Origin of the sequence: Streptomyces sp. NPDC102462, assembly GCF_044765425.1 — a bacterium.
GTDB lineage: Bacteria > Actinomycetota > Actinomycetes > Streptomycetales > Streptomycetaceae > Streptomyces.
Map to the genome: position 1 here is coordinate 10,774 of NZ_JBIWKB010000007.1, position 23,337 is coordinate 34,110.

20 protein-coding genes are annotated in these 23,337 nt (G+C 72.5%); 12 read left to right on the plus strand and 8 right to left on the minus strand.

What is annotated here, in order from left to right; genetic code table 11:
- The first annotated feature begins 468 nt into the window (after positions 1-468).
- The 8 genes from ACIRFL_RS08305 (at position 469) to ACIRFL_RS08340 (ending at position 9,516) form a co-directional block, all read left to right on the plus strand.
- On the plus strand, positions 469-3,126 hold the full coding sequence (locus ACIRFL_RS08305; protein WP_404025344.1) for a YfhO family protein: 2,658 nt from the start codon (positions 469-471) through the stop codon (positions 3,124-3,126).
- Positions 3,127-3,147: 21 nt separating this feature from the next.
- Positions 3,148-4,098, plus strand: coding sequence for a glycosyltransferase family 2 protein (locus ACIRFL_RS08310; RefSeq protein WP_404025347.1), 951 nt, complete (start codon positions 3,148-3,150; stop codon positions 4,096-4,098).
- Positions 4,098-4,529, plus strand: coding sequence for a GtrA family protein (locus tag ACIRFL_RS08315; RefSeq protein WP_404025350.1), 432 nt, complete (start codon positions 4,098-4,100; stop codon positions 4,527-4,529). Before ACIRFL_RS08310 ends, ACIRFL_RS08315 begins: the two co-directional genes overlap by 1 nt.
- A gap of 55 nt (positions 4,530-4,584) precedes the next feature.
- A complete protein-coding gene (gene argC / locus ACIRFL_RS08320; protein ID WP_404025352.1) occupies positions 4,585-5,613 on the plus strand; it encodes an N-acetyl-gamma-glutamyl-phosphate reductase in 1,029 nt (342 codons plus the stop codon).
- An 85-nt stretch (positions 5,614-5,698) separates the two neighbouring features.
- Positions 5,699-6,850 (plus strand): bifunctional glutamate N-acetyltransferase/amino-acid acetyltransferase ArgJ, encoded by a 1,152-nt coding sequence (gene argJ, locus ACIRFL_RS08325; protein WP_404025355.1) that lies wholly within the window; start codon positions 5,699-5,701, stop codon positions 6,848-6,850.
- Positions 6,847-7,761: an acetylglutamate kinase gene (gene argB / locus ACIRFL_RS08330; protein ID WP_404025358.1), complete on the plus strand. Its 915-nt coding sequence runs from the start codon at positions 6,847-6,849 to the stop codon at positions 7,759-7,761. The genes argJ and argB overlap by 4 nt, the downstream gene beginning before the upstream one ends.
- Positions 7,758-8,957, plus strand: a complete 1,200-nt coding sequence (locus tag ACIRFL_RS08335; RefSeq protein ID WP_404025359.1) for an acetylornithine transaminase — start codon at positions 7,758-7,760, stop codon at positions 8,955-8,957. The genes argB and ACIRFL_RS08335 overlap by 4 nt, the downstream gene beginning before the upstream one ends.
- A 7-nt stretch (positions 8,958-8,964) precedes the next feature.
- A complete protein-coding gene (locus ACIRFL_RS08340; RefSeq protein ID WP_404025362.1) occupies positions 8,965-9,516 on the plus strand; it encodes an arginine repressor in 552 nt (183 codons plus the stop codon).
- A gap of 441 nt (positions 9,517-9,957) precedes the next feature.
- Here ACIRFL_RS08340 and ACIRFL_RS08345 read toward each other — a convergent pair whose 3' ends face one another.
- Genes ACIRFL_RS08345 through ACIRFL_RS08365 form a run of 5 tightly spaced genes read right to left on the minus strand, consistent with a single transcriptional unit; the run spans position 9,958 to position 14,898 of the window.
- Positions 9,958-10,695, minus strand: coding sequence for an FAD:protein FMN transferase (locus ACIRFL_RS08345; RefSeq protein WP_404025736.1), 738 nt, complete (start codon positions 10,693-10,695; stop codon positions 9,958-9,960).
- A gap of 55 nt (positions 10,696-10,750) precedes the next feature.
- Positions 10,751-11,533 carry an FMN-binding protein gene (locus ACIRFL_RS08350; RefSeq protein WP_404025364.1) on the minus strand — a complete coding sequence of 261 codons (783 nt, stop codon included), beginning with the start codon at positions 11,531-11,533 and terminating at the stop codon, positions 10,751-10,753.
- Positions 11,534-11,582: 49 nt separating this feature from the next.
- Positions 11,583-12,965, minus strand: coding sequence for a ferric reductase-like transmembrane domain-containing protein (locus ACIRFL_RS08355; RefSeq protein WP_404025367.1), 1,383 nt, complete (start codon positions 12,963-12,965; stop codon positions 11,583-11,585).
- A gap of 59 nt (positions 12,966-13,024) precedes the next feature.
- Positions 13,025-13,504, minus strand: a complete 480-nt coding sequence (locus ACIRFL_RS08360; protein ID WP_404025370.1) for an FMN-binding protein — start codon at positions 13,502-13,504, stop codon at positions 13,025-13,027.
- A 41-nt stretch (positions 13,505-13,545) separates the two neighbouring features.
- Positions 13,546-14,898, minus strand: coding sequence for a ferric reductase-like transmembrane domain-containing protein (locus tag ACIRFL_RS08365; RefSeq protein ID WP_404025373.1), 1,353 nt, complete (start codon positions 14,896-14,898; stop codon positions 13,546-13,548).
- A 174-nt stretch (positions 14,899-15,072) separates the two neighbouring features.
- Between ACIRFL_RS08365 and ACIRFL_RS08370 the strand changes: the two genes are divergently transcribed.
- A complete protein-coding gene (locus tag ACIRFL_RS08370) occupies positions 15,073-15,813 on the plus strand; it encodes a response regulator transcription factor (protein ID WP_404025737.1) in 741 nt (246 codons plus the stop codon).
- Positions 15,810-17,369, plus strand: coding sequence for a sensor histidine kinase (locus ACIRFL_RS08375; protein ID WP_404025375.1), 1,560 nt, complete (start codon positions 15,810-15,812; stop codon positions 17,367-17,369). The genes ACIRFL_RS08370 and ACIRFL_RS08375 overlap by 4 nt, the downstream gene beginning before the upstream one ends.
- A 666-nt stretch (positions 17,370-18,035) precedes the next feature.
- On the opposite strand, the gene ACIRFL_RS08380 is transcribed toward ACIRFL_RS08375, so the two are convergent.
- The 3 genes from ACIRFL_RS08380 to ACIRFL_RS08390 all read right to left on the minus strand — a co-directional run bounded on the left by ACIRFL_RS08380 (position 18,036) and on the right by ACIRFL_RS08390 (position 20,392).
- The gene (locus ACIRFL_RS08380) at positions 18,036-18,740 is read right to left on the minus strand and encodes a L,D-transpeptidase (RefSeq protein WP_404025376.1); all 705 of its coding nucleotides are present in this window, start codon (positions 18,738-18,740) and stop codon (positions 18,036-18,038) included.
- Positions 18,741-18,742: 2 nt separating this feature from the next.
- Complete coding sequence (locus ACIRFL_RS08385) at positions 18,743-19,330, minus strand: pyridoxamine 5'-phosphate oxidase family protein (protein ID WP_404025379.1); 588 nt, start codon at positions 19,328-19,330, stop codon at positions 18,743-18,745.
- A 177-nt stretch (positions 19,331-19,507) separates the two neighbouring features.
- Positions 19,508-20,392, minus strand: coding sequence for a hypothetical protein (locus ACIRFL_RS08390; RefSeq protein WP_404025381.1), 885 nt, complete (start codon positions 20,390-20,392; stop codon positions 19,508-19,510).
- Between the two features lie 176 nt (positions 20,393-20,568).
- Between ACIRFL_RS08390 and ACIRFL_RS08395 the strand changes: the two genes are divergently transcribed.
- Together ACIRFL_RS08395 and argH are read left to right on the plus strand one after the other, a co-directional pair.
- Entirely contained in the window at positions 20,569-21,762 is a 1,194-nt protein-coding gene (locus tag ACIRFL_RS08395; RefSeq protein WP_404025384.1) for an argininosuccinate synthase, read from the plus strand.
- A gap of 102 nt (positions 21,763-21,864) precedes the next feature.
- Positions 21,865-23,286, plus strand: a complete 1,422-nt coding sequence (gene argH, locus ACIRFL_RS08400; RefSeq protein WP_404025386.1) for an argininosuccinate lyase — start codon at positions 21,865-21,867, stop codon at positions 23,284-23,286.
- Positions 23,287-23,337 lie beyond the last annotated feature (51 nt).

Genomic DNA, 23,337 nt, shown 5'->3' on the forward strand with positions numbered 1-23,337 from the left:
GGCAGGTGCCCCCGTTGGGGGCGCGGGGAACTGCGCGATCAGCCACGACGGCGCTGCAGCCAACGGACGGCAGATTCCCCGAAGGGATCGGCGTGATCACCCACGACGGCGCCGCAGTCAACGGACGGCAGATTCCCCGAAGGGATCCGCGTGGTCAGCCACGACGGCGCCGCAGCCGACGGACCGCAGATGTCCTCGGAGGGGGCGGCCGGCGCCGGCCGCCGCCCCAAGAGCCGGACCCGATCGAATTCACCTTTCCCACATGTTCTGTAAAGCTGCCGTTTTCCCCATGGTCAACGAGCATTCCTGAAACACGCAGGTATTCGGAATTCTGGGCATCAGATCGGGTCGGTGACACAACCAACCGGAAACCAGGCCCGTCTAACCCGGCGAAACAGCGAAGCGCGGGGATTGACATCCCCGGCCGGAACGCCGCGCGTTCCGAATTCCCCTGGGGGCCTCCCGAGAATGCACCGCCCGACCCCGCCCGGTGACAGCCGCGTCACCGGGCGAACCGCAGCCCTGCTCGCCGCGGCCATCACCGTCACCGCACTGTGCGCGGCCGACGCGATCGCCCGCTGCTACCCGTTCGGCCCCCGCACCCGCAGCGTCAACGACCTCGGCAACCAGTACGTACCCTTCCACGCCCACCTGTGGGACCTGCTGCACGGCCGCGCCGACGGCGGTCTCCTCGTCAACTGGCAGTCCGGTTACGGCGCGAGCTTCCTGCCCGACGTCGGCACCTACCTCGGCAGCCCGTTCGCCCTGCTCGTCGCGGTCTTCCCACGGGACGAGATCGACCTCGCGGTGTACGTCGTCACCGTGCTGAAGACGGCGGCCGCCGGCGCCGCCATGGCCTGTCTGCTGCTCGCCCTGCGCCCCGGCCGCTGGTGGGCGGCCGGTCTGCTGGGCGCCTCCTACGCCCTGTGCGGCTGGGGCGTGGCCGTCGCCATCTACAACCCGATGTGGATCGACGGGCTCATCGCCCTGCCCCTGCTGTGCCTGGTCGGCGAGTGGACCCTGCGGCGCAGGCGGCCGGTCCTCGGCGTGCTGATCGTCGCGCTCGCCTGGATCGCCAACTTCTACACCGCGTACATGGCCACCCTCGCCGCCGGACTCGTGCTGCTGCTCCGGCTGCTGCTCTCCGGGCTCCCGCGCCGGCAGGCGTGGGCCGTGGCCGGCCGGGCCGTCGGCACCGTCGCGCTCGGCATGGGCCTGGCCGCACCGCTGGTGGCGGTCGTGTACTTCGGCACCAAGCACGCCTACCCCGGCCGCGAGGGGCACTTCGTCCCGGTGGCCACGGACGACCTGCTGGCCCGGCTGCTGCCGACGACGTACAGCTTCGGCACCCCGGCCCTGTACGTGGGCGTCACCGCGCTGCTGCTCGCGCTCGCCCTGCCGTTCCACCGGGCGGTGCCCCGGCGGGTGCGCGCGGGCTGGACGCTGCTGGTGATCGCGGTGACCCTGTCGCTGCAGTGGGCGCCGACGCAACTGGTCTGGCACGCCTTCGCCACCCCGCAGGGCAGCGCCTACCGGGAGGCGTTCGTGCTGTGCGCGGTTCTGGTCATCGCCGCCTGGCAGACCCTGTCCCACGGCCTGCCCGACTGGCGCGCGCTGGGCGCGGCGAGCGCGCTGCTCGCGCTGATCGCCGCCGTCGCGAGCCGCAGCGCGCTGGTGCACGGCTACACGTGGGCGGTGTTCCTGCTCGCCGTCGTGGGCGCGCTCGGCGGGCTCGCCCTCCTCGTGTGGCAGGGGCAGGGGCAGGGGCAGGGGCAGGACCGGCCGGCCGCCGGGCGCCGACGCGCCGTACTGGCCGGCTGCGCCGTCGCGCTGCTCTTCGGCGGGCAGTTCGGCGAGACCGCCGCGACCTCCGCGGTGGCCAGCCGGCTGCGCCTCGCCCACATGGACGACTACGCGCCCTGGGGCGACCGGCAGCAGCGGCAGGCCGACGCCATCGAAAGCGCCGACGACTGGCCCCGCTACCGCACCGAACCGGGCCGGGACCAGACCGTCTCCAACGACCCGCTGATGGTGGGCGGCCAGGGCGTCCAGTACTACAGCAGCCTCACCTCCGACGTCCTCAGCCGCACCCTGACCGCCGTCGGCGGCGGCTGGACCTCGCGGGGCCGGAGCCTGCAGAGCCTGGACAACCCCGTCACTGACGCGGTCTTCTCCGTCGGCGCGCGGGTGCACTCCCCGCCGGACCCGCACCAGTCGTGGCTGCCGAAGGACGGCGGCCCGGTCACCGTGTCCCGCGCGCAGGTGCCGCCCCTGGTGACCGTGCGCCCGCCCGGCACCCCGGCGCACACCGGCGTCGCGGCCTTCGGGCCGTCGCCGTACCGCAACCAGGAACGACTGCTGGGCAGCCGCGTCTACACCCTGCCCCGCGCGACGGTGCGCACCGGCGCCGGCGGGCCCCCGCGGCGTGGCGACGCCCGGCATCCGGGGCTGCTCGTCACCGTGCCCGCCCGCGGCACGGACCTGCCCACGATCACGGCGCGCTGCACGGCCGGCGACCGGGTCTTCCTGTGGGCGCCGCACTTCTCGGGCACCGCGCGGCTCGCCGGCGGCGGGCCCCTCGCCCGGTTCCGGTCCGATGCCGAGGGCGCCAAGATCGCGGCCATGCAGCCGCTCGGCACGGTGCCGGCCGCCGGGCGGCTGCGCATCGAGCTGACCCCGGACCGGCCCGGCCGGGTACCGGAACGCGGCGCGGTCGGCTGTCTGGACACCGCCGCGCTGCGCACCGCCGTCGACGGGCTGCGGGCCGGCGCGGCCACCGCGGTGAGTGTCGACGACGGCACGCTGCGGGCGGAACTCCCCGCCGGCAGCAGGGGGACCGCCGTCGTCGCGGCACCGCGGATCGCCGGCTGGCGGTGCGCCGCGGGCGGCGCCGAGGAGAAGCCGGCGGGGGAGTACTACGGGCTGATCGCGGTGCCCCTTGACGGCTTCGCGACCAGTCTGAGCTGCACGTTCCACCCGCCGGGACTGCGGCTGGGCGCGGCGGCGGGGGGCGCCGCGCTGCTGACCCTGATCCTGCTCTGCGTCCTCGGCGCCGTCCGCCGCCGACGGGCCGCGGCACCGACGACCACGACCGAACAATCCGAGCGCCTCACCCATGCTCTGTGACCGCCCCAGGGGGAAGAACCCATGCTCATCTCGATCGTCGCGCCCTGTTACAACGAGGAGGACGTCCTCGGACGCTTCCACGAAGCGGTGCAGAAGGTCGCCGATGAACTGCTGCCGCTCGGACACGACATGCAGTTCGTGTACGTCGACGACGGCAGCCGTGACCGGACGCTGGTCGTCCTGAAGGAACTCGCCGACCTCGACGCACGGGTGCGCTACGTCTCCTTCAGCCGCAACTTCGGCAAGGAGGCCGCCCTGCTCGCCGGTCTGCGGCACGCCACGGGGGACTGCGTGATCGTCATGGACGCCGACCTCCAGCACCCGCCGGAACTGATCAAGCGCATGGTCGAACTGCGCGAGCAGGGCTACGACCAGGTCATAGCCAGGCGCACCAGGACCGGCGAGGGCATCGCCCGCACCCTCACCGCCCGCCTGTACTACCGGACGGTCAACCGGCTGGTGGACGTGGAACTCGTCGACGGCGTCGGCGACTTCCGGCTGTTGTCGCGGCGCGTGGTGGACGCGGTCCTCGACCTCACCGAGTACAACCGCTTCTCCAAGGGCCTGTTCGCCTGGGTCGGCTTTCCCAGCACCACCTTCGAGTACACGAACACGGTGCGCGAGCACGGCCGCAGCTCCTGGACCCTGCGCAGCCTGCTCAACTACGGCCTCGACGGGCTGCTCTCCTTCAACAACCGGCCGCTGCGCGCCGCCCTGTACCTGGGCCTGGGACTGCTGCTGTGCGCCGGCGTGTACACGGCGTGGATCGTGGGCGCCGCGCTCGTCAACGGCGTGGACACGCCCGGCTATGTCACCATCATCACCGCGGTCACCGCCCTCGCCGGGGTGCAGATGATCATGCTCGGGGTCATCGGCGAGTACACCGGCCGGATCTACTACGAGGTCAAGGGGCGCCCGCACTTCCTGGTGAAGGCGACCAACGTGGAACGGACGAAAGACCTCATTCCCTGATGCGCACCGCGACGACCAGTCCGACGCCCCGACCGGCGATGCGGCCGCTGCCGCGGCAGATGGCCACCTTCGCCGTCGTCGGTGTCGTGAACACGGGCACGTATTACGGTCTCTACCTGCTGTTCCTGATGCGTTTGCCCTATCTTTTCGCGCATGTTCTGGCATTCCTGCTGAGTATGACCGGGTCCTTTTTCCTCAACGCCCGTTTCACCTATCGGACGCGGCCCACCTGGCGGAAATTCCTGCTGTTCCCGCTGACCAACGCCACCAATTTCGTGATCACCACGGCGGGTGTGTATGTGATCGTCGGCGTGCTGCACGCGGGCAGCCGGTTCGCGCCCCTGCTCGCGTCCGCGGCGGCGATTCCGGTGACCTTCGTGGTCTCCCGCTGGGTGATGCTGCCCCGGGTCGCCGAGGGGGAGGCCGGATAGGATTGCATAAACGTGCAGCGAAACGTATAGTCATGCCATCCAGGAGGAGGGTGACATGGCGGTACGTGCGGCGGTGGCCGGAGCGAGCGGATACGCGGGCGGAGAGGTCCTGCGGCTGCTCCTCGCACACCCCGAGATCGAGATCGGTGCCCTGACCGGCAACTCCAACGCCGGCCAGCGGCTCGGCGCGCTCCAGCCGCATCTGCCGCCGCTGGCCGACCGGGTGCTGGCCGAGACCACCCCCGCCGCCCTCGCCGGGCACGACGTGGTCTTCCTCGCCCTGCCCCACGGGCAGTCCGCCGCCGTCGCCGAGCAACTGGGCCCCGACGTCCTCGTCATCGACATGGGCGCCGACTTCCGGCTCAAGAACGCCGCCGACTGGGAGCGGTTCTACGGTTCCGGGCACGCCGGGACCTGGCCCTACGGCCTTCCCGAACTGCCGGGTGCCCGCGCCGCGCTGGAGGGGTCCAAGCGCATCGCGGTACCCGGTTGCTATCCGACCGCCGTCTCGCTCGCCCTCTTCCCCGCGTACACGGCGGGCCTCGCCGAGCGCGAGGCCGTGATCGTCGCCGCCTCCGGCACCTCCGGCGCGGGCAAGGCGCCCAAGCCGCACCTGCTGGGCAGCGAGGTCATGGGATCCATGTCGCCGTACGGCGTCGGCGGCGGCCACCGGCACACCCCCGAGATGATCCAGAACCTCAGCGCCGCGGCGGGCGAGCGGGTCGCCGTCTCCTTCACCCCGACCCTCGCGCCGATGCCCCGCGGCATCCTCGCCACGTGCAGCGTAAAGGCACGCGGGCAGGTCACCGCCGAGTCGGTGCGCGCCGCCTACGAGAAGGCCTACGCCGACGAGCCGTTCGTCCACCTGCTGCCCGCCGGACAGTGGCCCGCCACGGCGTCCGTCCACGGTTCCAACGCCGTTCAGGTGCAGGTCGCGTACGACGCCGCCGTCGGACGCATCATCGCGATCAGCGCCATCGACAACCTGACCAAGGGCACCGCGGGCGGCGCCGTCCAGAGCATGAACATCGCCCTCGGGCTCGACGAGACCACGGGGCTCTCCACGATCGGAGTCGCACCGTGACCGACGACCGTGCAGCCGCCGGGCTGCAGACGACGAAGGCCGCACCGCCGCGCCGCACGGGCGCAGAAGCGAACAAGGAGATGCAGTGAGCGTCACGGCAGCCAAGGGATTCACGGCGGCGGGCATCGCCGCCGGGATCAAGCAGAACGGCAACCCGGACCTGGCCCTCGTGGTCAACGACGGGCCCCGCCGGGCCGCCGCGGGCGTCTTCACCTCCAACCGCGTGAAGGCCGCCCCGGTGCTCTGGTCCGAGCAGGTCGTCAAGAGCGGCCAGGTCTCCGCCGTCGTCCTCAACTCCGGCGGCGCCAACGCCTGCACCGGCCCCCAGGGCTTCCAGGACACGCACGCCACCGCCGAGAAGGCGGCCGAGGTCCTTGGCCGGGGCGCCGTCGAGGTGGCCGTCTGCTCCACCGGCCTGATCGGTGTCCTGCTGCCCATGGACAAGGTCCTGCCGGGTGTCGAGGCCGCCGCCGCCCAGCTCTCCGAGCACGGCGGTGAGAAGGCCGCCATCGCCATCAAGACCACCGACACCGTGCACAAGACGTCCGTCGCCACCGGACAGGGGTGGACCGTCGGCGGCATGGCCAAGGGCGCCGGCATGCTCGCCCCCGGCCTCGCCACCATGCTGGTCGTCCTCACCACGGACGCCGTCGCCGACGACGAGACGCTGGACCGGGCGCTGCGCGCCGCCACCCGGGTCACCTTCGACCGGGTCGACTCCGACGGCTGCATGTCCACCAACGACACCGTGCTGCTGCTCGCCTCCGGCGCCTCCGGCATCACTCCCGACTACCCGGAGTTCGCCGAGGCCGTACGGCGGGTCTGCGACGACCTCGGCCGGCAGCTCATCCAGGACGCCGAGGGCGCCAGCAAGGACATCAAGATCGAGGTGATCGGCGCCGCCACCGAGGACGACGCCGTCGAGGTGGGCCGCTCCATCGCCCGCAACAACCTCCTCAAGTGCGCCATCCACGGCGAGGACCCCAACTGGGGCCGCGTCCTGTCCGCCATCGGCACCACCGGCGCCGCCTTCGAACCCGACCGGCTGAGCGTCGCCATCAACGGCGTCTGGGTGTGCAAGAACGGCGGCGTCGGCGAGGACCGCGACCTGGTCGACATGCGCTACCGCGAGGTGCACATCGTCGCCGACCTGTCGGCCGGCACCGAGACCGCCACCATCTGGACCAACGACCTGACCGCCGACTACGTCCACGAGAACAGCGCCTACAGCTCATGAGCACCGGAACCACGCGTAAACACACCGCGCTGCCCAAGGCCCGGATCCTGGTCGAGGCACTGCCCTGGCTGACCCGGCACCACGGCAAGACCGTCGTCATCAAGTTCGGCGGGAACGCCATGGTGGACGACGAGCTGAAGGCCGCCTTCGCCCAGGACGTGGTCTTCCTGCGGCACGCCGGCCTCAGACCGGTCGTGGTACACGGCGGCGGCCCGCAGATCAGCGCCGCGCTGGACCGGCACGGCATCGTCAGCGAGTTCAAGGCCGGCCTCAGGGTCACCACCGAGGACGCCATGGACGTCGTACGCATGGTGCTCGCCGGGCAGGTGCAGCGCGAACTGGTGGGGCTGCTCAACCGGCACGGGCCGCTCGCCGTGGGCATCACCGGCGAGGACGCGCACACCATGACCGCCACCAAACACCTGCCCGAGATCGACGGCGAACCGGTCGACATCGGACGGGTGGGCGAGATCACCGCCATCGATACGGGCGCGATCGAGGCCCTGCTCGCCGACGGCCGCATCCCGGTCATCTCCTCCATCGCCCGCAGCCAGGACGACGGACACGTCTACAACGTCAACGCGGACACGGCGGCCGCGGCACTCGCCGCCGCACTGGGCGCCGAAACCCTCATGGTCCTCACGGACGTCGAGGGGCTGTACGAGGACTGGCCGCACTCCGACGAGGTGATCAGCCGCCTCACCGCTTCCCAACTGGAGAAACTGCTGCCGGATCTGTCCGCCGGCATGGTGCCGAAGATGCAGGGCTGCCTGCACGCCGTGCGCGGCGGCGTGCGCACCGCCCGCGTCATCGACGGCCGGGTCCAGCACTCGATCCTGCTGGAGATCTTCACCGACGAGGGCATCGGCACCATGGTCGTGCCCGACGAGCAGGAGGGGGACGCCCCATGACGGGCAATCAGGAACTGACGGCGCGGTGGCAGGGCGCGCTCATGAACAACTACGGCACCCCCCGGCTGCCGCTGGTGCGCGGCGCCGGCACCACGCTGTGGGACGCCGACGGCACCAAGTACCTCGACTTCGTCGGCGGCATCGCGGTCAACGCGCTCGGCCACGCCCACCCGGCGGTCGTGGAGGCCGTGAGCCGGCAGATCGCCGCCCTCGGCCACGTCTCCAACCTGTTCATCGCCGAGCCGCCCGTCGCCCTCGCCGAACGGCTCCTCCAGCTCTTCGGCCGCGACGGCCGGGTGTACTTCTGCAACTCGGGCGCCGAGGCCAACGAGGGCGCCTTCAAGATCGGCCGGCGCACCGGGCGGACCCACATGGTCGCCACCGAGGGCGGCTTCCACGGCCGGACCATGGGCGCCCTCGCGCTCACCGGCCAGCCCGGCAAGCAGGAGCCCTTCCGGCCGCTGCCCGGCGACGTCACCCACGTGCCCTACGGCGACGCGCAGGCGCTGGCCGCCGCGGTCACCGAGGAGACCGCCCTCGTCGTCATCGAGCCCATCCAGGGCGAGAACGGCGTCGTCGTGCCGCCCGCCGGCTATCTGAAGGCGGCCCGCGCGATCACCGCGGCCACCGGTTCGCTGCTGGTCCTGGACGAGGTGCAGACCGGTGTCGGCCGCACCGGGAACTGGTTCGAGTACCAGGCCCACGAGGGCGTCCTGCCGGACATCGTCACCCTCGCCAAGGGCCTCGGCGGCGGGCTGCCGCTGGGCGCCACGGTCGCCTTCGGCCGGGCCGCCGAACTGCTCGGGCCCGGCCAGCACGGGACGACCTTCGGCGGCAACCCGGTGGCCTGCGCCGCGGGCCTCGCGGTCCTCGACACCATCGCGAACGACGGATTGCTGGAGAACGTCAAACGGCAGAGCGAACGGCTGCGGGACGGGATCGAGGCGCTGGGCCACCCGTTGGTCGCCCATGTCCGGGGTGCCGGCCTGCTCCTGGGTATCGTGCTCACCGAGCCGCTCGCGCCGCAGGCCCAGCAGGCGGCTCAGGAAGCCGGTTTCCTGGTGAACGCGCCCGCTCCCGACGTGCTGCGGCTGATGCCGCCGCTGAACGTCGGCGACGACGAGACGGAGGCGTTCCTGAGGGCCCTGCCCGGCATCCTCGACGCAGTCAACGGGGACGGACGATCCGGAGAATGAGACGACGATGAGTCTGGAGCAGGACCACGGGCAGGACAACGAGCAGGCCGCCGGGCCCGCCGTGCCGCAGACCCGGACCGCACGCCACCGCCGGATCGTGGACATCCTCAACCGGCAGCCGGTGCGGTCGCAGAGCCAGCTGGCGAAGCTCCTGTCCGACGACGGGCTGAGCGTCACCCAGGCGACGCTCTCCCGGGACCTGGACGAGCTGAACGCGGTCAAGATCCGCAACACCGACGGTGACCTGATCTACGCGGTGCCGAGCGAGGGCGGATTCCGTACGCCGCGGGCCCCGCTCGGGGAGTCGGCGAAGGAGGAGCGCATGCGGCGCCTCTCCCAGGAGTTGCTGATCTCCGCGGAGGCTTCGGCGAACCTGGTGGTGCTGCGGACCCCTCCGGGGGCCGCGCAGTTCCTCGCGTCCGCCATCGATCAGGCGGAACTGCACGACATCCTCGGGACGATCGCGGGTGACGACACGGTGCTGTTGATCAGCCGGGAGCCCAGTGGGGGGCAGGCCCTGGCGGATCACCTGCTGCGCTTGGCCCAGAACGGTCACTGACGGTATTCGGGGGTGGGGGCCGGGGGGTGGGGCGCGCTCTCGGGTGCGGGTGGTATTCGGCCGGTTGCGCAGTTCCCCGCGCCCCTGGGGGTGGGTGCTGTGGTCGGTTGGGTGCGGCGCCGTTGTGGCTGTTCGCGCAGTTCCCCGCGCCCCTGAGGGGGTGCGGGTGTGTGGTCGGGTGCGGGCGGCACGTGGCCGGTCGCGCAGTTCCTCGCTCCCCTTGGGGTGGTGCGGGTGTGTGGTTGGGTGCAGGTGGTGTGTGGCTGGTCGCGCAGTTCCTCGCTCCCCTTGGGGTGGTGCGGGTGTGTGGTTGGGTGCAGGTGGTGTGTGGCTGGTCGCGCAGTTCCCCGCGCCCCTTGGGTGGGTGGCTGTGTGTGGTTGGGTGCGGGTTGTTGGGGGCCGGTCGCGCAGTTCCTCGCGCGCCTGAGGCGTCGCTTGGCTTCAGCCCAGGCGGGCTGCCAGGCCTTCTGTGCAGCGGACCTCGTCGCCTGCTGTGATCAGTAGGGCCTCCACGTCCGGCAGGGACTCCAGCCAGGCGAGGCCGGCCCGTGAGCCCATCGCGAACGCGGCCGTGGCCCAGCAGTCCGCCCAGGTCAGCCGGGGAGCGATCACGGTCACCGCCACCAGGTCCGTGACCGCTGTCCGCCCGGTCCGCGGGTCCACGATGTGCGCCCCGCGCTCCGCCGTCCCGGACGTCGCCACGGCCAGTCGGTCCACCCCGGCCGCGGACACCACCGCCGCAAGCCCGCCCGGCCGCAGCGGATCCGCCACCCCGACCCGCCACGGCCGGTGCGGCTCGGGCACGCCGAACATCTGCACGTCGCCGCCGCCGTTCACGCTCACCCCGCTCACCCCGGCCGCGGCGATCCGCAGCGCGGCCCGCTCGGCGGCCCAGCCCTTGACGATCCCGGTCGGATCGAGCCGGCCCCGGTAGGCCGTGCTGAACCACCCCTCGCTCAGCCGCTCCGCCTCGGCTCCCAGCTCCAGCACCTCGGCCACCTCGGGATCGCAGTCCGCGACGGCCAGCTCGCCCCGGGCCAGCCGGGAGACCTGACTGTCCTCGCGGTACGTGCTGAACACCTCGTCGACCCGGTGCAGCCCGGCGACCGCCTCGTCCAGCGCCGCCCGCACGGCATCCGGTTCCCCGCCGCGGACGTCGAAGGAGAAGACCGTCCCCATGACCTCCTCCGCGTGCCGCACCGCGGCGGGAGTCTCAGCCGGCTCCGCCGCCACGTCAGCCACCGGCCTGGTCCAGTGCCGACTGGAGTGACTGCTTGTAGCCGTTGCTGGTGTAGGTGGCGCCGGAGACGGTGTCGATCCGGGCGCTCTGTGCGGCGACGGCGGCCTGGTTCAGTTTCGGTACGGCGAGTGCCGTCTTCTGGTCGCTGGTGCCGCCCTTGGGGGCCTGTACCGCCTCCGCCTCGGTGATCTTCCCGTCGGTGACGGTGATCCGCACCTGGACCGGACCGTACGGGGTCTGGGCGGCCCCGCCGGTGAGGGTGCGGGAACCGGTCTGCGCGGCGCCGGAGGACGGCGCGGCGGGCGAAGCGGGCGAGGAACCCGGCGCCTTCATCTTGTCCAGTGCCGACTGGAGTGACTGCTTGTAGCCGTTGCTGGTGTAGGTGGCGCCGGAGACGGTGTCGATCCGGGCGCTCTGTGCGGCGACGGCGGCCTGGTTCAGTTTCGGTACGGCGAGTGCCGTCTTCTGGTCGCTGGTGCCGCCCTTGGGCGCCTGCACCGCCTCCGCCCGGGTGATCCTGCCGCCCGTGACGGTCAGGCGTACCTGCACGTCCCCGTACTGGGTCCGGGCCGCGTCACCGGTCACCGTGCCGGATCCGGCGGCCTGCGCTCCGCCCTGCGGCGACTCCTGCGCCGCCGCCGTCTGCTGGGGCGCCGCGCCCGCCGCCGACGCGGAGGCCGGGTCCGAGGCCGGCTTCAGCGTCAGCAGCAGGACGACACCGGACACGGTGGCCGCCGTGGCCAGCACGACGCGCCGTATGGGGTGGCTCTTCCGCATCTTGTGTGCACTCCTGATTTCCCGTCGGGTTCCGCTGAGAGTCCGTCGCTCACATCTCGAACGACTCGTGATGGATGCGGCGGGCGGGAACCCCCGCGCCGCGCAGCGCCTCGTACACCGACTGCGCGAACCCGGGCGGACCGCACATGAACACGTCGTGCCGGTCGATGTCCGGGATCTTCCGCCGGAGGTTGTCCGCCGAGATGTCCGGCCGTTCCCCCTCCGGGCTGTTCACCGCGTACATCAGCCGGGCGCCGCGTTCCTCGGCGATCGACGCCAGTTCGTCCCACAGCGCCAGATCCTGCGTGCTGTTGGCCCGGTACAGCAGGGTCAGGTCGCCGGCCGCGCCGGGCAGCGTCTCGAACAGCGCCCGCATCGGCGTGATGCCGACGCCGCCCGCGACCAGCAGCACCTTGCCGCGGCTGCGCCGGGACGCGGTGAGCGCGCCGTACGGGCCCTCGGCCCACACCCGGGTGCCCGGCCGCAGTTCGCGCAGTAGGGCGCTGTGGTCGCCGATCGCCTTCACCGTGATCCGCAGCATGTCCGGCCGGGGCGCCGCCGACAGCGAGTACGGGTGCGAGCTGAACCGCATGCCCGGCGCCAGGAACCGCCACCGGAAGAACTGCCCGGCCTCCGCGCCCATCCGGTGCAGCCTGCGCCCGCCGATCAGCACCGAGACGATGCCCGGGGTCTCCTCGATCACCGCCTCGACCCGCATCCGGTGCCGCAGGTTGAGCCGGATCGGGGTGAGGACCCGGTACCACAGGAGCAGCGCGGTCACCGAGCCGTACAGGGCGTACCAGAAGGTCTTCGCGGCGGGTTCGAGGGCGAAGTCGTTGCCGGCGGTGATCTGGTGCCAGAACGTCAGGAACACCGCCGCGTACGTCATCAGGTGGACGTGGTACCAGGTGTCGTACGGCAGCCGGCGGCGGACCGCGCCGACCGAGGTCAGCCCGATGAGCACCAGCAGGCCCGTGCCGATGGCGGCCTTGCCCATGTCCGGCAGCTGGTTGATGGAGTCGACGGTCTGCTGGACGATGTCGCCGAGCGACTTGCCCGCCTGCAGCGCGTAGCCCCACATGATGAGGAAGACATGGGCGAGGACCAGGCACAGCGTGTAGCGGCCGCTCATCGCGTGCCAGCGGGCCACCCGGTCCGAACCGACCCGCCGCTCCAGCGCGGGGACCCGCGCCATCTGGAGCACGACCAGCGCCATGAGGTAGCCGGCGAGCAGACCCGTGATCCGGCCCGCGTTGAGGATCCTGCTGTTGTCGTCGGCGACGGACGGCGTGTTGTGCCACCACAGCCACAGCACACCCGCCGCGCCCGCGGCGACGGCGAGCAGCAGCGGGACGGCCGGGGAGCGGCGCGGGCGGATGCGGCGCATCGTCTGGCGGCGGGCGGCACGTCCGCCTGCGAGGGTGGTGGTCACGGTTCCTCCGGGTGGACGGGACCCTTGGCCCACAGATACGTGTCACGGCTCCCGAGTGTTCACAGGCCCGCGGAGTCCAGTGCGGACTGGAGTGACTGCCGGTAACCGTCGCTGGTGTAGGTGGCGCCCGACACGGTGTCTATCTGCGCGCTCTGCGCGGCCAGCGCCTCCTGGCGCAGCCGGGGCAGGGCGTAGGCACTGAGCTGCTGGTCGCGCGGATTGTCCTGCGGAGAGACGACGGCCGTGACGTCGGTGAGCCGGCCGCCCCGTACCGTGACGCGCACCTGCACCGGGCCCCAGCGGGTCTGTGCCGTGTCACCCGTGACGGTCTTGCTGCCGGTGGCCGGAGCCGTGGCCGACGCGCTCGCCCCCGCGGACGAAGCGGGCGCCGGCGCGGACGAAGCGGGCGCCGGCGCACCGGCGGCCACCGACGGGGTCGCGTGCGGCTTCAGGGCCAGCAGCAGAACCGTCCCGCAGACGGTCGCGGCGCTCGCCAGTACGACGCGGCGCAGCGGACGAACCTTCCTCAACGCGTGCACGACGGCCTCACACCTTTCCCAGGGTTCTCACAGCGGGGTTCTCACAGCTCGAACGACTCGTGGTGGATACGGCGGTCCGGCACACCCGCGGCCCGCAACTGCGCGTACACGTCCTCGGCGAAGCCCCGCGGACCGCACAGGTACACGTCGTACCCGGCGAGTCCGGGGAAGGCGGCGCGCAGCGCACCGGCGGTCAGCGCCGGGCGCTCGCCGTCCGCCCCGTTGAGGGCATAGCGCACCGTCGCTCCGCGCCGGCGCGCGATGGCCTCCAACTCGCCGCCCAGCGCCAGGTCCTGTGCCGTCCGCGCCCGGTAGAGCAGCGTCACATCGCCGGGCAGCGTCTCGAACAGCGCCCGCAGCGGGGTGATGCCGACGCCGCCCGCGATCAGCAGCGTCCTGTGCGCGGTGCGCCGGTCCGCCGTCAGGGAGCCGTACGGGCCCTCCGCCCACACCCGGGTGCCCGGCCGCAGCAGCGCCACGGCCGCGCTGTGACCGCCGAGCGCCTTGACCGTGATCCGCAGCCGGTCCCCGCGCGGCGGCGCCGACAGCGAGTACGGCGTCGACGTCCAGCCCAGGCCCGCGCCGAGGAACCGCCAGCGGAAGAACTGCCCGGGCCGCACGTCCAGCTCGTCCAGCCGACGACCGCACACGACGACCGAGTACACACCCGGCGCCTCCCTGTGCACCGACTCCACGCGCAGCCGGTGGCGCAGGTTCAGCCGGGCCGGCACCACGATCCGGTACCAGACCACCAGGGCCGCCACGCCCAGATAGAGCGCGTACCAGGCGGCGGTGGCCGCGGACTTGCCGGCGAAGTCGTTGCCCAGCGCCAACTGGTGCGAGAAGGCGAGGAAGACGGCCGCGTACGTCAGCAGGTGCGTGTAGTACCAGAACTCGTAGCTGGTACGACGGCGCACGGCGCGCGCGGAGGCGGCCCCCACCGCGCACAGCAGCACCCCGCCCGCGGTCGCCTTCAGCATCTCCGGGTAGTCGAGGACCACGGTGACCGTCTCACGGACGAGCGAGGCGTGGTCCTGCGCGGCGTACCCGGCCAGGATCAGCACGATGTGCGCGACCAGCAGACAGACCGTGTACCGGCCCGCCATCGCATGCCAGCGGGCCACCCGGTCCGAGCCGATCCGCACCTCCAGCAGCGGAACCCGCGCCATCAGCCCCACCAGCACCGCGCAGGCGTACCCGCACAGCAGACCGGCGATCCGCCCGGCCCCGGTCAGCCAGCCCGCCGCGCCGACGACCGTACCCGTGTCCGTCCACCACAGGGCGAGCACGGCCGCCGCGCCCGCCCACAGCGACACCGGCAGCCAGAGCGCCGGGGACCACCGGGAGGCGGGCGGAGCGGCGCGTGCCGTCCGCCGCTCATGCACCGCGGCCATGATCACGTCCTCTCTCCCGGCGGATCCGCACCGCGCGCTGCCGCCGGAGCCGCCACTGTGCCGCCGCAACCTCTGAACCGGCTCTGAGGGCAGCCGCGCCGAGCGGACTCAGAGGAACCTCAGAGCGTTCCCGCGGCCCGGCCACGCCCGGGATGGGTGATGCTGGAGGACGAGATGAACACCACCCGCTCCGGCCGCCCCGCCCTGACCCGCCCCGACGGGACCCCGCTGCGCGTCCTCGTCGTCGACGACGACCCCGACCTCGCCGAGGTGCTCACCGGCGCCCTGCGCTACGAGGGCTGGCAGGTCCGCGCGGCCGGCGACGGCGCCTCGGCGCTCGCGGCGGCCCGCGAGCTGCTGCCCGACGCGGTCGTCCTCGACGTGCTGCTGCCGGACACCGACGGCTTCGCCGTGCTGCGCCGGCTGCACGAGGTGAAGCCCGATGTCTGTGTGCTCTTCCTCACCGCGCGGGACGCCGTCGAGGACCGCATCGCCGGGATCACCGCGGGCGGCGACGACTACGTCACCAAGCCGTTCAGCCTGGAGGAGGTCGTCGCCCGGCTGCGCGGACTGCTGCGCCGCGCGGGCATGGCCCGGCAGCAGGAGGAGGGGCCGCGGCTGGTCGTGGGCGACCTGGTCATGGACGAGGAGGCCCGCGAGGTGACCCGGGCCGGCGAACTGGTCGAGCTGTCCCCGACCGAGTTCGAGCTGCTGCGCTTCCTGATGCGCAACCCGCGTCGGGTGCTCAGCAAGGCACAGATCCTCGACCGCGTCTGGTCCTACGACTTCGGCGGCCAGGCCCATGTGGTCGAGCTGTACATCTCCTACCTGCGCAAGAAGGTCGACGCGGGCCGCGCGCCCATGATCCACACCGTGCGCGGGGCCGGCTATCTGCTCAAGCCGGCGCTCTCATGAGGGCGGTACCGCCGGGCGTGGCGCGGGGGCTGCGGCGGTTGCCGTGGCCGCGCACGCTACGGGCCCGGCTCTGCGCGGGACTGGTCGTGCTGCTCGCTGTCAGCTGCGCCGCCGTGGGCGTGGCCGCCGTTGTCGAGCTGGACGGCTTCCTCACCCGCCGCCTCGACCAGCAGCTGGCCGACGTCGGCAGCCGGCTCCCGGCCAGCCTGGAACACCAGGCCCTCGTGCCGAGCGACCACGACGGTGACGAGCACGGCGACACCAGGCGCCAGGTGACCGGCACGTTCGGCGCCCGACTGGTCGACGACCGGGTCACCAACGCGGCCGTCGTGCCGTCCGGCAGCGCCGCCGCCAATCTGCGCGACGTCACCCTGCCCGCCGGGGACCAGGCGCGGCTCGCCGCCCTGCCGGCCGACGGCCGGGCCCGCACCGTCGAGCTGGACTCGCTGCACGCCGCCTACCGGGCCGCCGCCTACCGGGGCCAGGACGGCGACGTGCTGATCACCGGGCTGCCGCTGGAGCCGGTGGAGGCCGCCGTGCACCGGCTCGAACTGGTCGCCGGGATCGTCTTCGGCGCCGCCCTGGTGATCGCCGGTGTCGCCGGGGCCCTGTGGGTGCGCTGGTCGCTGCGCCCGCTGAGCCGGGTCGCCGCGACCGCCACCCGGGTCAGCGAACTCCCGCTGGCCAGCGGGGACGTCGTGCTGCCCGCGCGGGCCCCGCAGGGCGACCCGCGCGGCGAGGTGGGGCAGGTGGCCGCCGCGTTCAACCGGATGCTCGGGCACGTCGAGAACGCGCTGACCAAGCGGCAGGCGAGCGAGGAACGGCTGCGTGGCTTCGCCGCCGACGCCAGCCACGAGCTGCGCACCCCGGTCGCCTCGGTACGCGGCCACGCCGAACTCGCCCTGCTGCATCCCGGGCCGGTGCCGCCGGAGGTGACGCGGGCCCTGGAACGGATCGCCGCCGAGTCCGCGCGCATGGGCGAGATGGTCGACGAGATGCTGCTGCTCGCCCGGCTGGACGCCGGACGCCCCCTGGAGCGGCGGCCCGTCGACCTCACCCGGCTCGTGCTGGACGCCGTCACGGACGCACGGGCCGCGGGGCCCGGCCACGGGTGGGCGCTGGAACTGCCCGAGGAGCCGGTGACGGTGACCGGCGACGCCCACCGCCTGCAACAGGTGCTGGCCAACCTGCTGGCCAACGCGCGGTCGCACACGCCCGCCGGCACGAAGGTGACGGTGTCCCTGGAGACCGACGGCGACACCGTCCGGCTGGACGTCCACGACACCGGGCCGGGCGTTCCCGAGGAGGTCAGGCCCGGCGTCTTCGAACGCTTCACCCGCGCCGAGCACCGCCGCCGCACGGAGGCCGCGGGCGGCGGGGCGGGGCTCGGACTCTCGATCGTGGCGGCGGTGGCGGAGGCACACGGGGGGACCGTCGGCCTGGAAAGCCGCCCAGGCACCACGACCTTCACGGTCCGCCTCCCCACAACCACCCCAGCGGCTCCGCCCCCCGAGCCCGACCACCCGACACGGACACCCGCCCCTCCCCAGCGGTAACCCGCCGCGAGGCGCCCGGAGCCCGCCGCAGGGGCCCGGAGCGGGGTGGTGCGGGAGGGGGGCCTGGCGATCCGGGGTCGGAGCTGGTTCCCGTGCGTTCGGAGTCCGCTGCAGCGGGGCTCTGCGGGAGGGGGCTGGGTCTGAGGGGCCGGGGCCTGCCGCTCCGGGCTCGGAGCCCGGCGCTGTGCGTCCGTAGCCGGGTCCCGTGTGTTCGGGGTTTGTCGCTGTCGGCTCGGAGGCGGCCTCTGCCCGGCGGTGACCCGCCACCGGGCGTCCCGAGCCTGGCGCTGTGCGTCCGTAGGCGGGTCCCGTGTGTTCGGGGTTTGTCGCTGGGGCGGATTCTGCCCCTTCCGGGCGGGAGCCCGCTTGTCCGGGATCGGAGTCCGAATCCCGCGACCCCTGTCAGCCCGCGCCATGAGCCCGGTCATGCGGGCCGCGAAGCCTGTCCCTCCCGGGCTGGAGCCCGCTTGTCCGGGACCTGAGCCCATATATCCCGCGACCCAGCCAGCCCGCGCCATGAGCCCGGTCATGCGGCCCCGAAGCCTGCCCTCCCCGGCGGGAGCCTGCTCGTGCGGCGTTGGGGTCTGCCCTTCCCGGCGGGAGACTGCTCATCCGGGGCCGGAGGCCCGTGCCCGCCCGTCCGCGGCAAGCCCTTCCGGGGCGGGGTCAGTAACGGGTGATCGCGGTCGGTCCGCCTGTCGTGCCGATGGCGATGTGCGGTCGTGCCTTCGGGTCGCTCCAGCGCAGGATGCGGCGCATGGCGTCGGCCGGGACCGACACGCAACCGGCCGTCGCGCCGGACCCGTTGACGTGCAGGAAGATCCCGGCGCCGCGACCCCGCACGGGCCGGTGGTAGTTGAAGCCGATGATGAGCGCGTGCGCGTACTGGGTGCGGTACCCGATCAGGTGCTCCGACTCGGCGGCGCGGCAGTCGGCCGGCCGGGGTTCGGTCCAGCGGTTGTAGGACCGGGACCCGGTGTCCTGGCACCACCAGGAGTTCTCGCGCACCGGCCGGTACCGGACCGTCGTGCCCGCCGGTGCGGGCCGCACGCCGAAGGCGAACGGCAGGTCGTACAGCCCGGTCGGGGTGGTGTTGGTGCCCTGCTTGCGCACGGTGCCCTCGACGAGCCCCTTCGCCCCGAACCGGGCCTGCGCCGAACCGGCCCGCACCCACCGCCCGCCCCGCCGGTCCCACCAGGTGACGGTGCCCGACGTCGCGCCGGCCCGCGGCGCCTCGGCGGTGATCAGCTGGCTGCCGCCCCCGGTGTCGGCCATCCGCGCCGGCAGCGGGGGCGTCCCGGCGGCGGCGGGCGCCGTACCGGGCAGGAGGAGGGACGCGGACACGAGGGTGACGACGACACCTGGGCGCATGCTCAGACGGTAGACGGCGGCAGCGGCAACGGCAGTCCCGGCAGGCCGTCCAGGCTCGTCGCCACGTGGTCCTTCTTGGTGAAGTAGTCGCTCAGCGAGGCGTCGTCCTCCCGCGCGAAGCGCCGCTCGTGCAGATCCCGGTCCGTCTCGTACGCCATGAAGGGCACCGCGTACCCGCAGGTGTCCCGGACGAGTTCGGCGTGGACGACGATGACGGCGCGCAGGCCGTGCGGGGTCGGGTCGATGCCGGGGAAGTGGGCGAGCAGTGCGCGAAAGCGCGGGTCGTCGCGGAAGACCGGCTCGCCCCGCCCGTGCACCCGGACGATGTTCGGCGGCCCCTGGAAGGCGCACCACATCAGCGTGATGCGGCCGTTCTCCCGCAGGTGGGCGATCGTCTCGGCGTTGGAGCCGGCGAAGTCGAGGTAGGCGACGGTGTGTTCGTCGAGCACCGCGAAGGAGCCCTTGAGCCCCTTGGGGGAGAGGTTGACGGTGCCGTCGCCGGAGAGGGGAGCGGTGGCGGTGAAGAAGAGGGGCTGTTCCTCGATGAACGTGCGGAGTCTGCCGTCGATGCGCTCATAAGTCTTTCCCATGTCTGCCGAGTATCGCCGCAATCCGCGTGGCCGTCGAAGGAGAACGCGTCCACCGAAGGAGAAGGCAGGGGAAGCCGCACGCCGAAGGAGAAGCCGGATCCGGTGGGGACGGATCCGGCTTCCACCGTGGCCGCCCCGGCCGGCGCTGACACGGGGCGGACACGGCTGCCTGTCACCTCACTGAGTGAGCGTGCAGGCGGCCAGGGAGTCGAGGCCGGCCGGCTTCTCGGCCGTGCGCCCGATGGAGATGGCGATGCGCTCGATGGTCGAGGCCCGTTTGTCCTTGAGAGGGCCGAGGATGGCGTTGTCGACGAAGTTGGGTCCGCCTTGGCCGACGGTGTCGGTGAGGCGTTTGTTCGCTTCCTGGATCTGGGTCTGGAGCAGGGTGAGGTTGCGGTCGACCTCGGCCTGTGCGGAGGCGGGGACCGCGGGCAGCTGCGAGGCGACGTCGGGGCAGCTGATCGTTCCCGCGGCGGCGCCGTCGGCCGGCTGTTGCGGCACCCCGGAGCCGTCCGCGCCGGCGTCACCGGCTGCGGCCCCGCCCGCACCGGCCTCTCCCGCCTGCCCGGCACCTGTCTCGCCGGCGCCCGCCTCCCCGGCCCCCGTGTCCGCGCCGCCCGCGCCAAGCGTGCACGGCGCCAGCGCCTCAAGCCCGGCCGGCCGTGCCGCCGTACGGCCGATCGCCGTCGCGATGCGGTTGACGGTCGCCACCCGTTTGTCCTTGAGAGGGCCGAGGATGGCGTTGTCGACGAAGTTGGGTCCGCCTTGGCCGACGCTGTCGGTGAGGCGTTTGTTCGCTTCTTGGATCTGGGTCTGGAGCAGGGTGAGGTTGCGGTCGACCTCGGCCTGTGCGGAGGCGGGGACCGCGGGCAGCCGCGAGGCGACGTCGGGGCAGCTGATCGTTCCCGGTGCCGCGAGCGTGCGGGCGTCGGTGCCACCGGCCTCGGAGCTCTCCCCGGCGAGCGCGGAGCCGGCGATCACCGCGCCGGACAGCACCAGGGCGGCGGCGCCGCCGATCAAGGTCACGCGACGCTTGTCGTACTTGGGAAGTGCCCTGGACATGGGGATGCCTCACTTGGGTCAGGGGTGGGTTCACGGACGCGGCGCCGACGTCACCGAGACATACGGGAAAGCGGTTTCGAGCGTTCAACGCGCCGCCGATTCCCCCGCAGATTGACGAATCATGCAGAGTGCTGCATACTCATGCATGTCAGCCAGTGCACTGTGAGGAGAAACCCGTGACCGAGCGCGTCGTACTCGCCTACTCAGGCGGTCTGGACACCTCCGTCGCCATCGGCTGGATCGCCGAGGAGACGGGCGCCGAGGTCATCGCCGTTGCGGTCGACGTCGGCCAGGGCGGCGAGGACCTGGACGTCATCCGCAAGCGCGCCCTCGCGTGCGGCGCCGTCGAGGCCGAGGTCGCGGACGCCAAGGACGAGTTCGCCGAGGAGTACTGCCTCCCGGCGATCAAGGCCAACGCCCTCTACATGGACCGCTACCCGCTGGTCTCCGCGCTCTCCCGTCCGACGATCGTCAAGCACCTGGTCGCCGCCGCCAAGAAGCACGGCGCCACCACCGTCGCCCACGGCTGCACCGGCAAGGGCAACGACCAGGTCCGCTTCGAGGCCGGCATCGTCGCCCTCGCCCCCGACCTCAAGTGCATCGCCCCGGTCCGTGACTACGCGATGACCCGGGACAAGGCGATCGCCTTCTGCGAGCAGAAGCAGCTTCCGATCGCCACCACCAAGAAGTCCCCGTACTCCATCGACCAGAACGTCTTCGGACGCGCCGTCGAGACGGGCTTCCTGGAGGACATCTGGAACGCCCCGATCGAGGACATCTACGAGTACACCTCCAACCCGGCCGAGCCCCGCGAGGCCGACGAGGTGATCGTCACCTTCAAGGAGGGCGTCCCGGTCGCCATCGACGGCAAGCCCGTCACCGTGCTGCAGGCCATCCAGCAGCTCAACGAGCGCGCCGGGGCCCAGGGCATCGGCCGGATCGACATGGTCGAGGACCGGCTCGTGGGCATCAAGTCCCGCGAGGTGTACGAGGCCCCGGGCGCGATCGCCCTGATCACCGCCCACCAGGAGCTGGAGAACGTCACCGTCGAGCGCGAACTGGCCCGCTACAAGCGGCAGGTCGAGCAGCGCTGGGGCGAACTGGTCTACGACGGCCAGTGGTTCTCCCCGCTCAAGCGCGCCCTGGACGGCTTCGTCAACGAGGCCAACCAGAGCGTCTCCGGCGACATCCGGATGACCCTGCACGGCGGTCGCGCGGTGGTCACCGGCCGGCGCTCCGAGCAGTCGCTGTACGACTTCAACCTCGCCACCTACGACACGGGGGACACGTTCGACCAGGCCGCGGCCAAGGGCTTCATCGACATCTACAGCCTGTCGTCGAAGATCGCCGCCAAGCGCGACCTGGCCTGACCGCCGGACGGCGGCACCCGCACTAGCCTGACAACCGCCTCCCCGCTCGCCTGCGAGCGGGGAGGCGGCGGCACATCCGTAACTCTCCTAGGAGCAACGCAAGTGAGCAGCAACAGCGGTGACGTACGGCTCTGGGGCGGCCGGTTCGCGGACGGTCCCGCCGAGGCCCTGGCGAAGCTGTCCGCGTCCGTCCACTTCGACTGGCGGCTCGCCCCCTACGACATCGCCGGTTCGCGCGCCCACGCGCGCGTGCTGCACAAGGCGGGGCTCCTCACCGACGACGAACTGACCCGGATGATCGCCGGTCTCGACCGGCTGGAGGCGGACGTGGCGGACGGCTCCTTCGTCGGCACCGTCGCCGACGAGGACGTCCACACCGCCCTGGAGCGCGGCCTGCTGGAGCGGCTGGGCCCGGACCTCGGCGGCAAGCTCCGCGCGGGCCGCTCGCGCAACGACCAGGTCGCCACGCTCTTCAGGATGTACCTGCGCGACCACGCCCGGATCATCGGCGGCCTGATCGCCGACCTCCAGGACGCGCTGATCGGCCTCGCCGAGGCCCACCCGGACGTGGCGATGCCCGGCCGCACCCACCTCCAGCACGCCCAGCCGGTGCTCTTCGCCCACCATGTCCTCGCACACGTCCAGGCGCTGTCCCGGGACGCCGAGCGGCTGCGCCAGTGGGACGAGCGGACGGCCGTGTCGCCGTACGGCTCGGGGGCCCTGGCGGGCTCCTCGCTGGGCCTTGACCCGCAGGCGGTGGCGAAGGACCTGGGCTTCGAGCACGGCAGCGTCGGCAACTCCATCGACGGCACGGCATCCCGTGACTTCGTGGCCGAGTTCGCCTTCATCACCGCGATGATCGGGGTGGACCTCTCCCGGATCGCGGAGGAGGTCATCATCTGGAACACGAAGGAGTTCTCCTTCGTGACGCTGCACGACGCGTTCTCGACGGGCTCGTCGATCATGCCGCAGAAGAAGAACCCTGACATCGCCGAGCTGGCCCGGGGCAAGTCCGGCCGGCTGATCGGCAACCTGACCGGGCTCCTCGCCACCCTCAAGGCGCTTCCGCTGGCGTACAACCGCGACCTCCAGGAGGACAAGGAGCCGGTCTTTGACTCCTGTGACCAGCTCGAAGTCCTCCTGCCCGCCTTCACCGGCATGATGGCCACGCTCACGGTCCACCGCGAGCGCATGGAGGAGCTGGCCCCGGCCGGTTTCTCGCTCGCCACGGACATCGCCGAGTGGCTGGTCAAGCAGGGCGTGCCCTTCCGGGTCGCGCACGAGGTGGCCGGCGAGTGCGTGAAGGCCGCCGAGGCCGAGGGCAAGGAACTGGACGAGCTGACGGACGAGCAGTTCGCGAAGATCTCCGCCCGCCTCACCCCCGAGGTCCGCACGGTCCTCAACGTCCCCGGCGCCCTGGCCTCCCGCAACGGCCGAGGCGGCACGGCCCCCACCGCAGTAGCCACCCAACTAACAGAACTCAAGGCAAACGTACGTACCCAACACGACTGGTCGACGCGCTAACAGCCCCGCAAGGGGCGCGGGGAACGGCGCGAGCAACCACAACCAACCCGC

Bases quoted from the DNA above. Each gene is read 5' to 3' on its own strand.
- ACIRFL_RS08305 (WP_404025344.1), top strand. From the start codon at position 469: ATGCACCGCCCGACCCCGCCCGGTGACAGCCGCGTCACCGGGCGAACC.
- ACIRFL_RS08310 (WP_404025347.1), top strand. From the start codon at position 3,148: ATGCTCATCTCGATCGTCGCGCCCTGTTACAACGAGGAGGACGTCCTC.
- ACIRFL_RS08315 (WP_404025350.1), top strand. From the start codon at position 4,098: ATGCGCACCGCGACGACCAGTCCGACGCCCCGACCGGCGATGCGGCCG.
- argC (WP_404025352.1), top strand. From the start codon at position 4,585: ATGGCGGTACGTGCGGCGGTGGCCGGAGCGAGCGGATACGCGGGCGGA.
- argB (WP_404025358.1), top strand. From the start codon at position 6,847: ATGAGCACCGGAACCACGCGTAAACACACCGCGCTGCCCAAGGCCCGG.
- ACIRFL_RS08335 (WP_404025359.1), top strand. From the start codon at position 7,758: ATGACGGGCAATCAGGAACTGACGGCGCGGTGGCAGGGCGCGCTCATG.
- ACIRFL_RS08340 (WP_404025362.1), top strand. From the start codon at position 8,965: ATGAGTCTGGAGCAGGACCACGGGCAGGACAACGAGCAGGCCGCCGGG.
- ACIRFL_RS08345 (WP_404025736.1), bottom strand. From the start codon at position 10,695: ATGGGGACGGTCTTCTCCTTCGACGTCCGCGGCGGGGAACCGGATGCC.
- ACIRFL_RS08350 (WP_404025364.1), bottom strand. From the start codon at position 11,533: ATGCGGAAGAGCCACCCCATACGGCGCGTCGTGCTGGCCACGGCGGCC.
- ACIRFL_RS08365 (WP_404025373.1), bottom strand. From the start codon at position 14,898: ATGGCCGCGGTGCATGAGCGGCGGACGGCACGCGCCGCTCCGCCCGCC.
- ACIRFL_RS08370 (WP_404025737.1), top strand. From the start codon at position 15,073: ATGAACACCACCCGCTCCGGCCGCCCCGCCCTGACCCGCCCCGACGGG.
- ACIRFL_RS08375 (WP_404025375.1), top strand. From the start codon at position 15,810: ATGAGGGCGGTACCGCCGGGCGTGGCGCGGGGGCTGCGGCGGTTGCCG.
- ACIRFL_RS08380 (WP_404025376.1), bottom strand. From the start codon at position 18,740: ATGCGCCCAGGTGTCGTCGTCACCCTCGTGTCCGCGTCCCTCCTCCTG.
- ACIRFL_RS08385 (WP_404025379.1), bottom strand. From the start codon at position 19,330: ATGGGAAAGACTTATGAGCGCATCGACGGCAGACTCCGCACGTTCATC.
- ACIRFL_RS08390 (WP_404025381.1), bottom strand. From the start codon at position 20,392: ATGTCCAGGGCACTTCCCAAGTACGACAAGCGTCGCGTGACCTTGATC.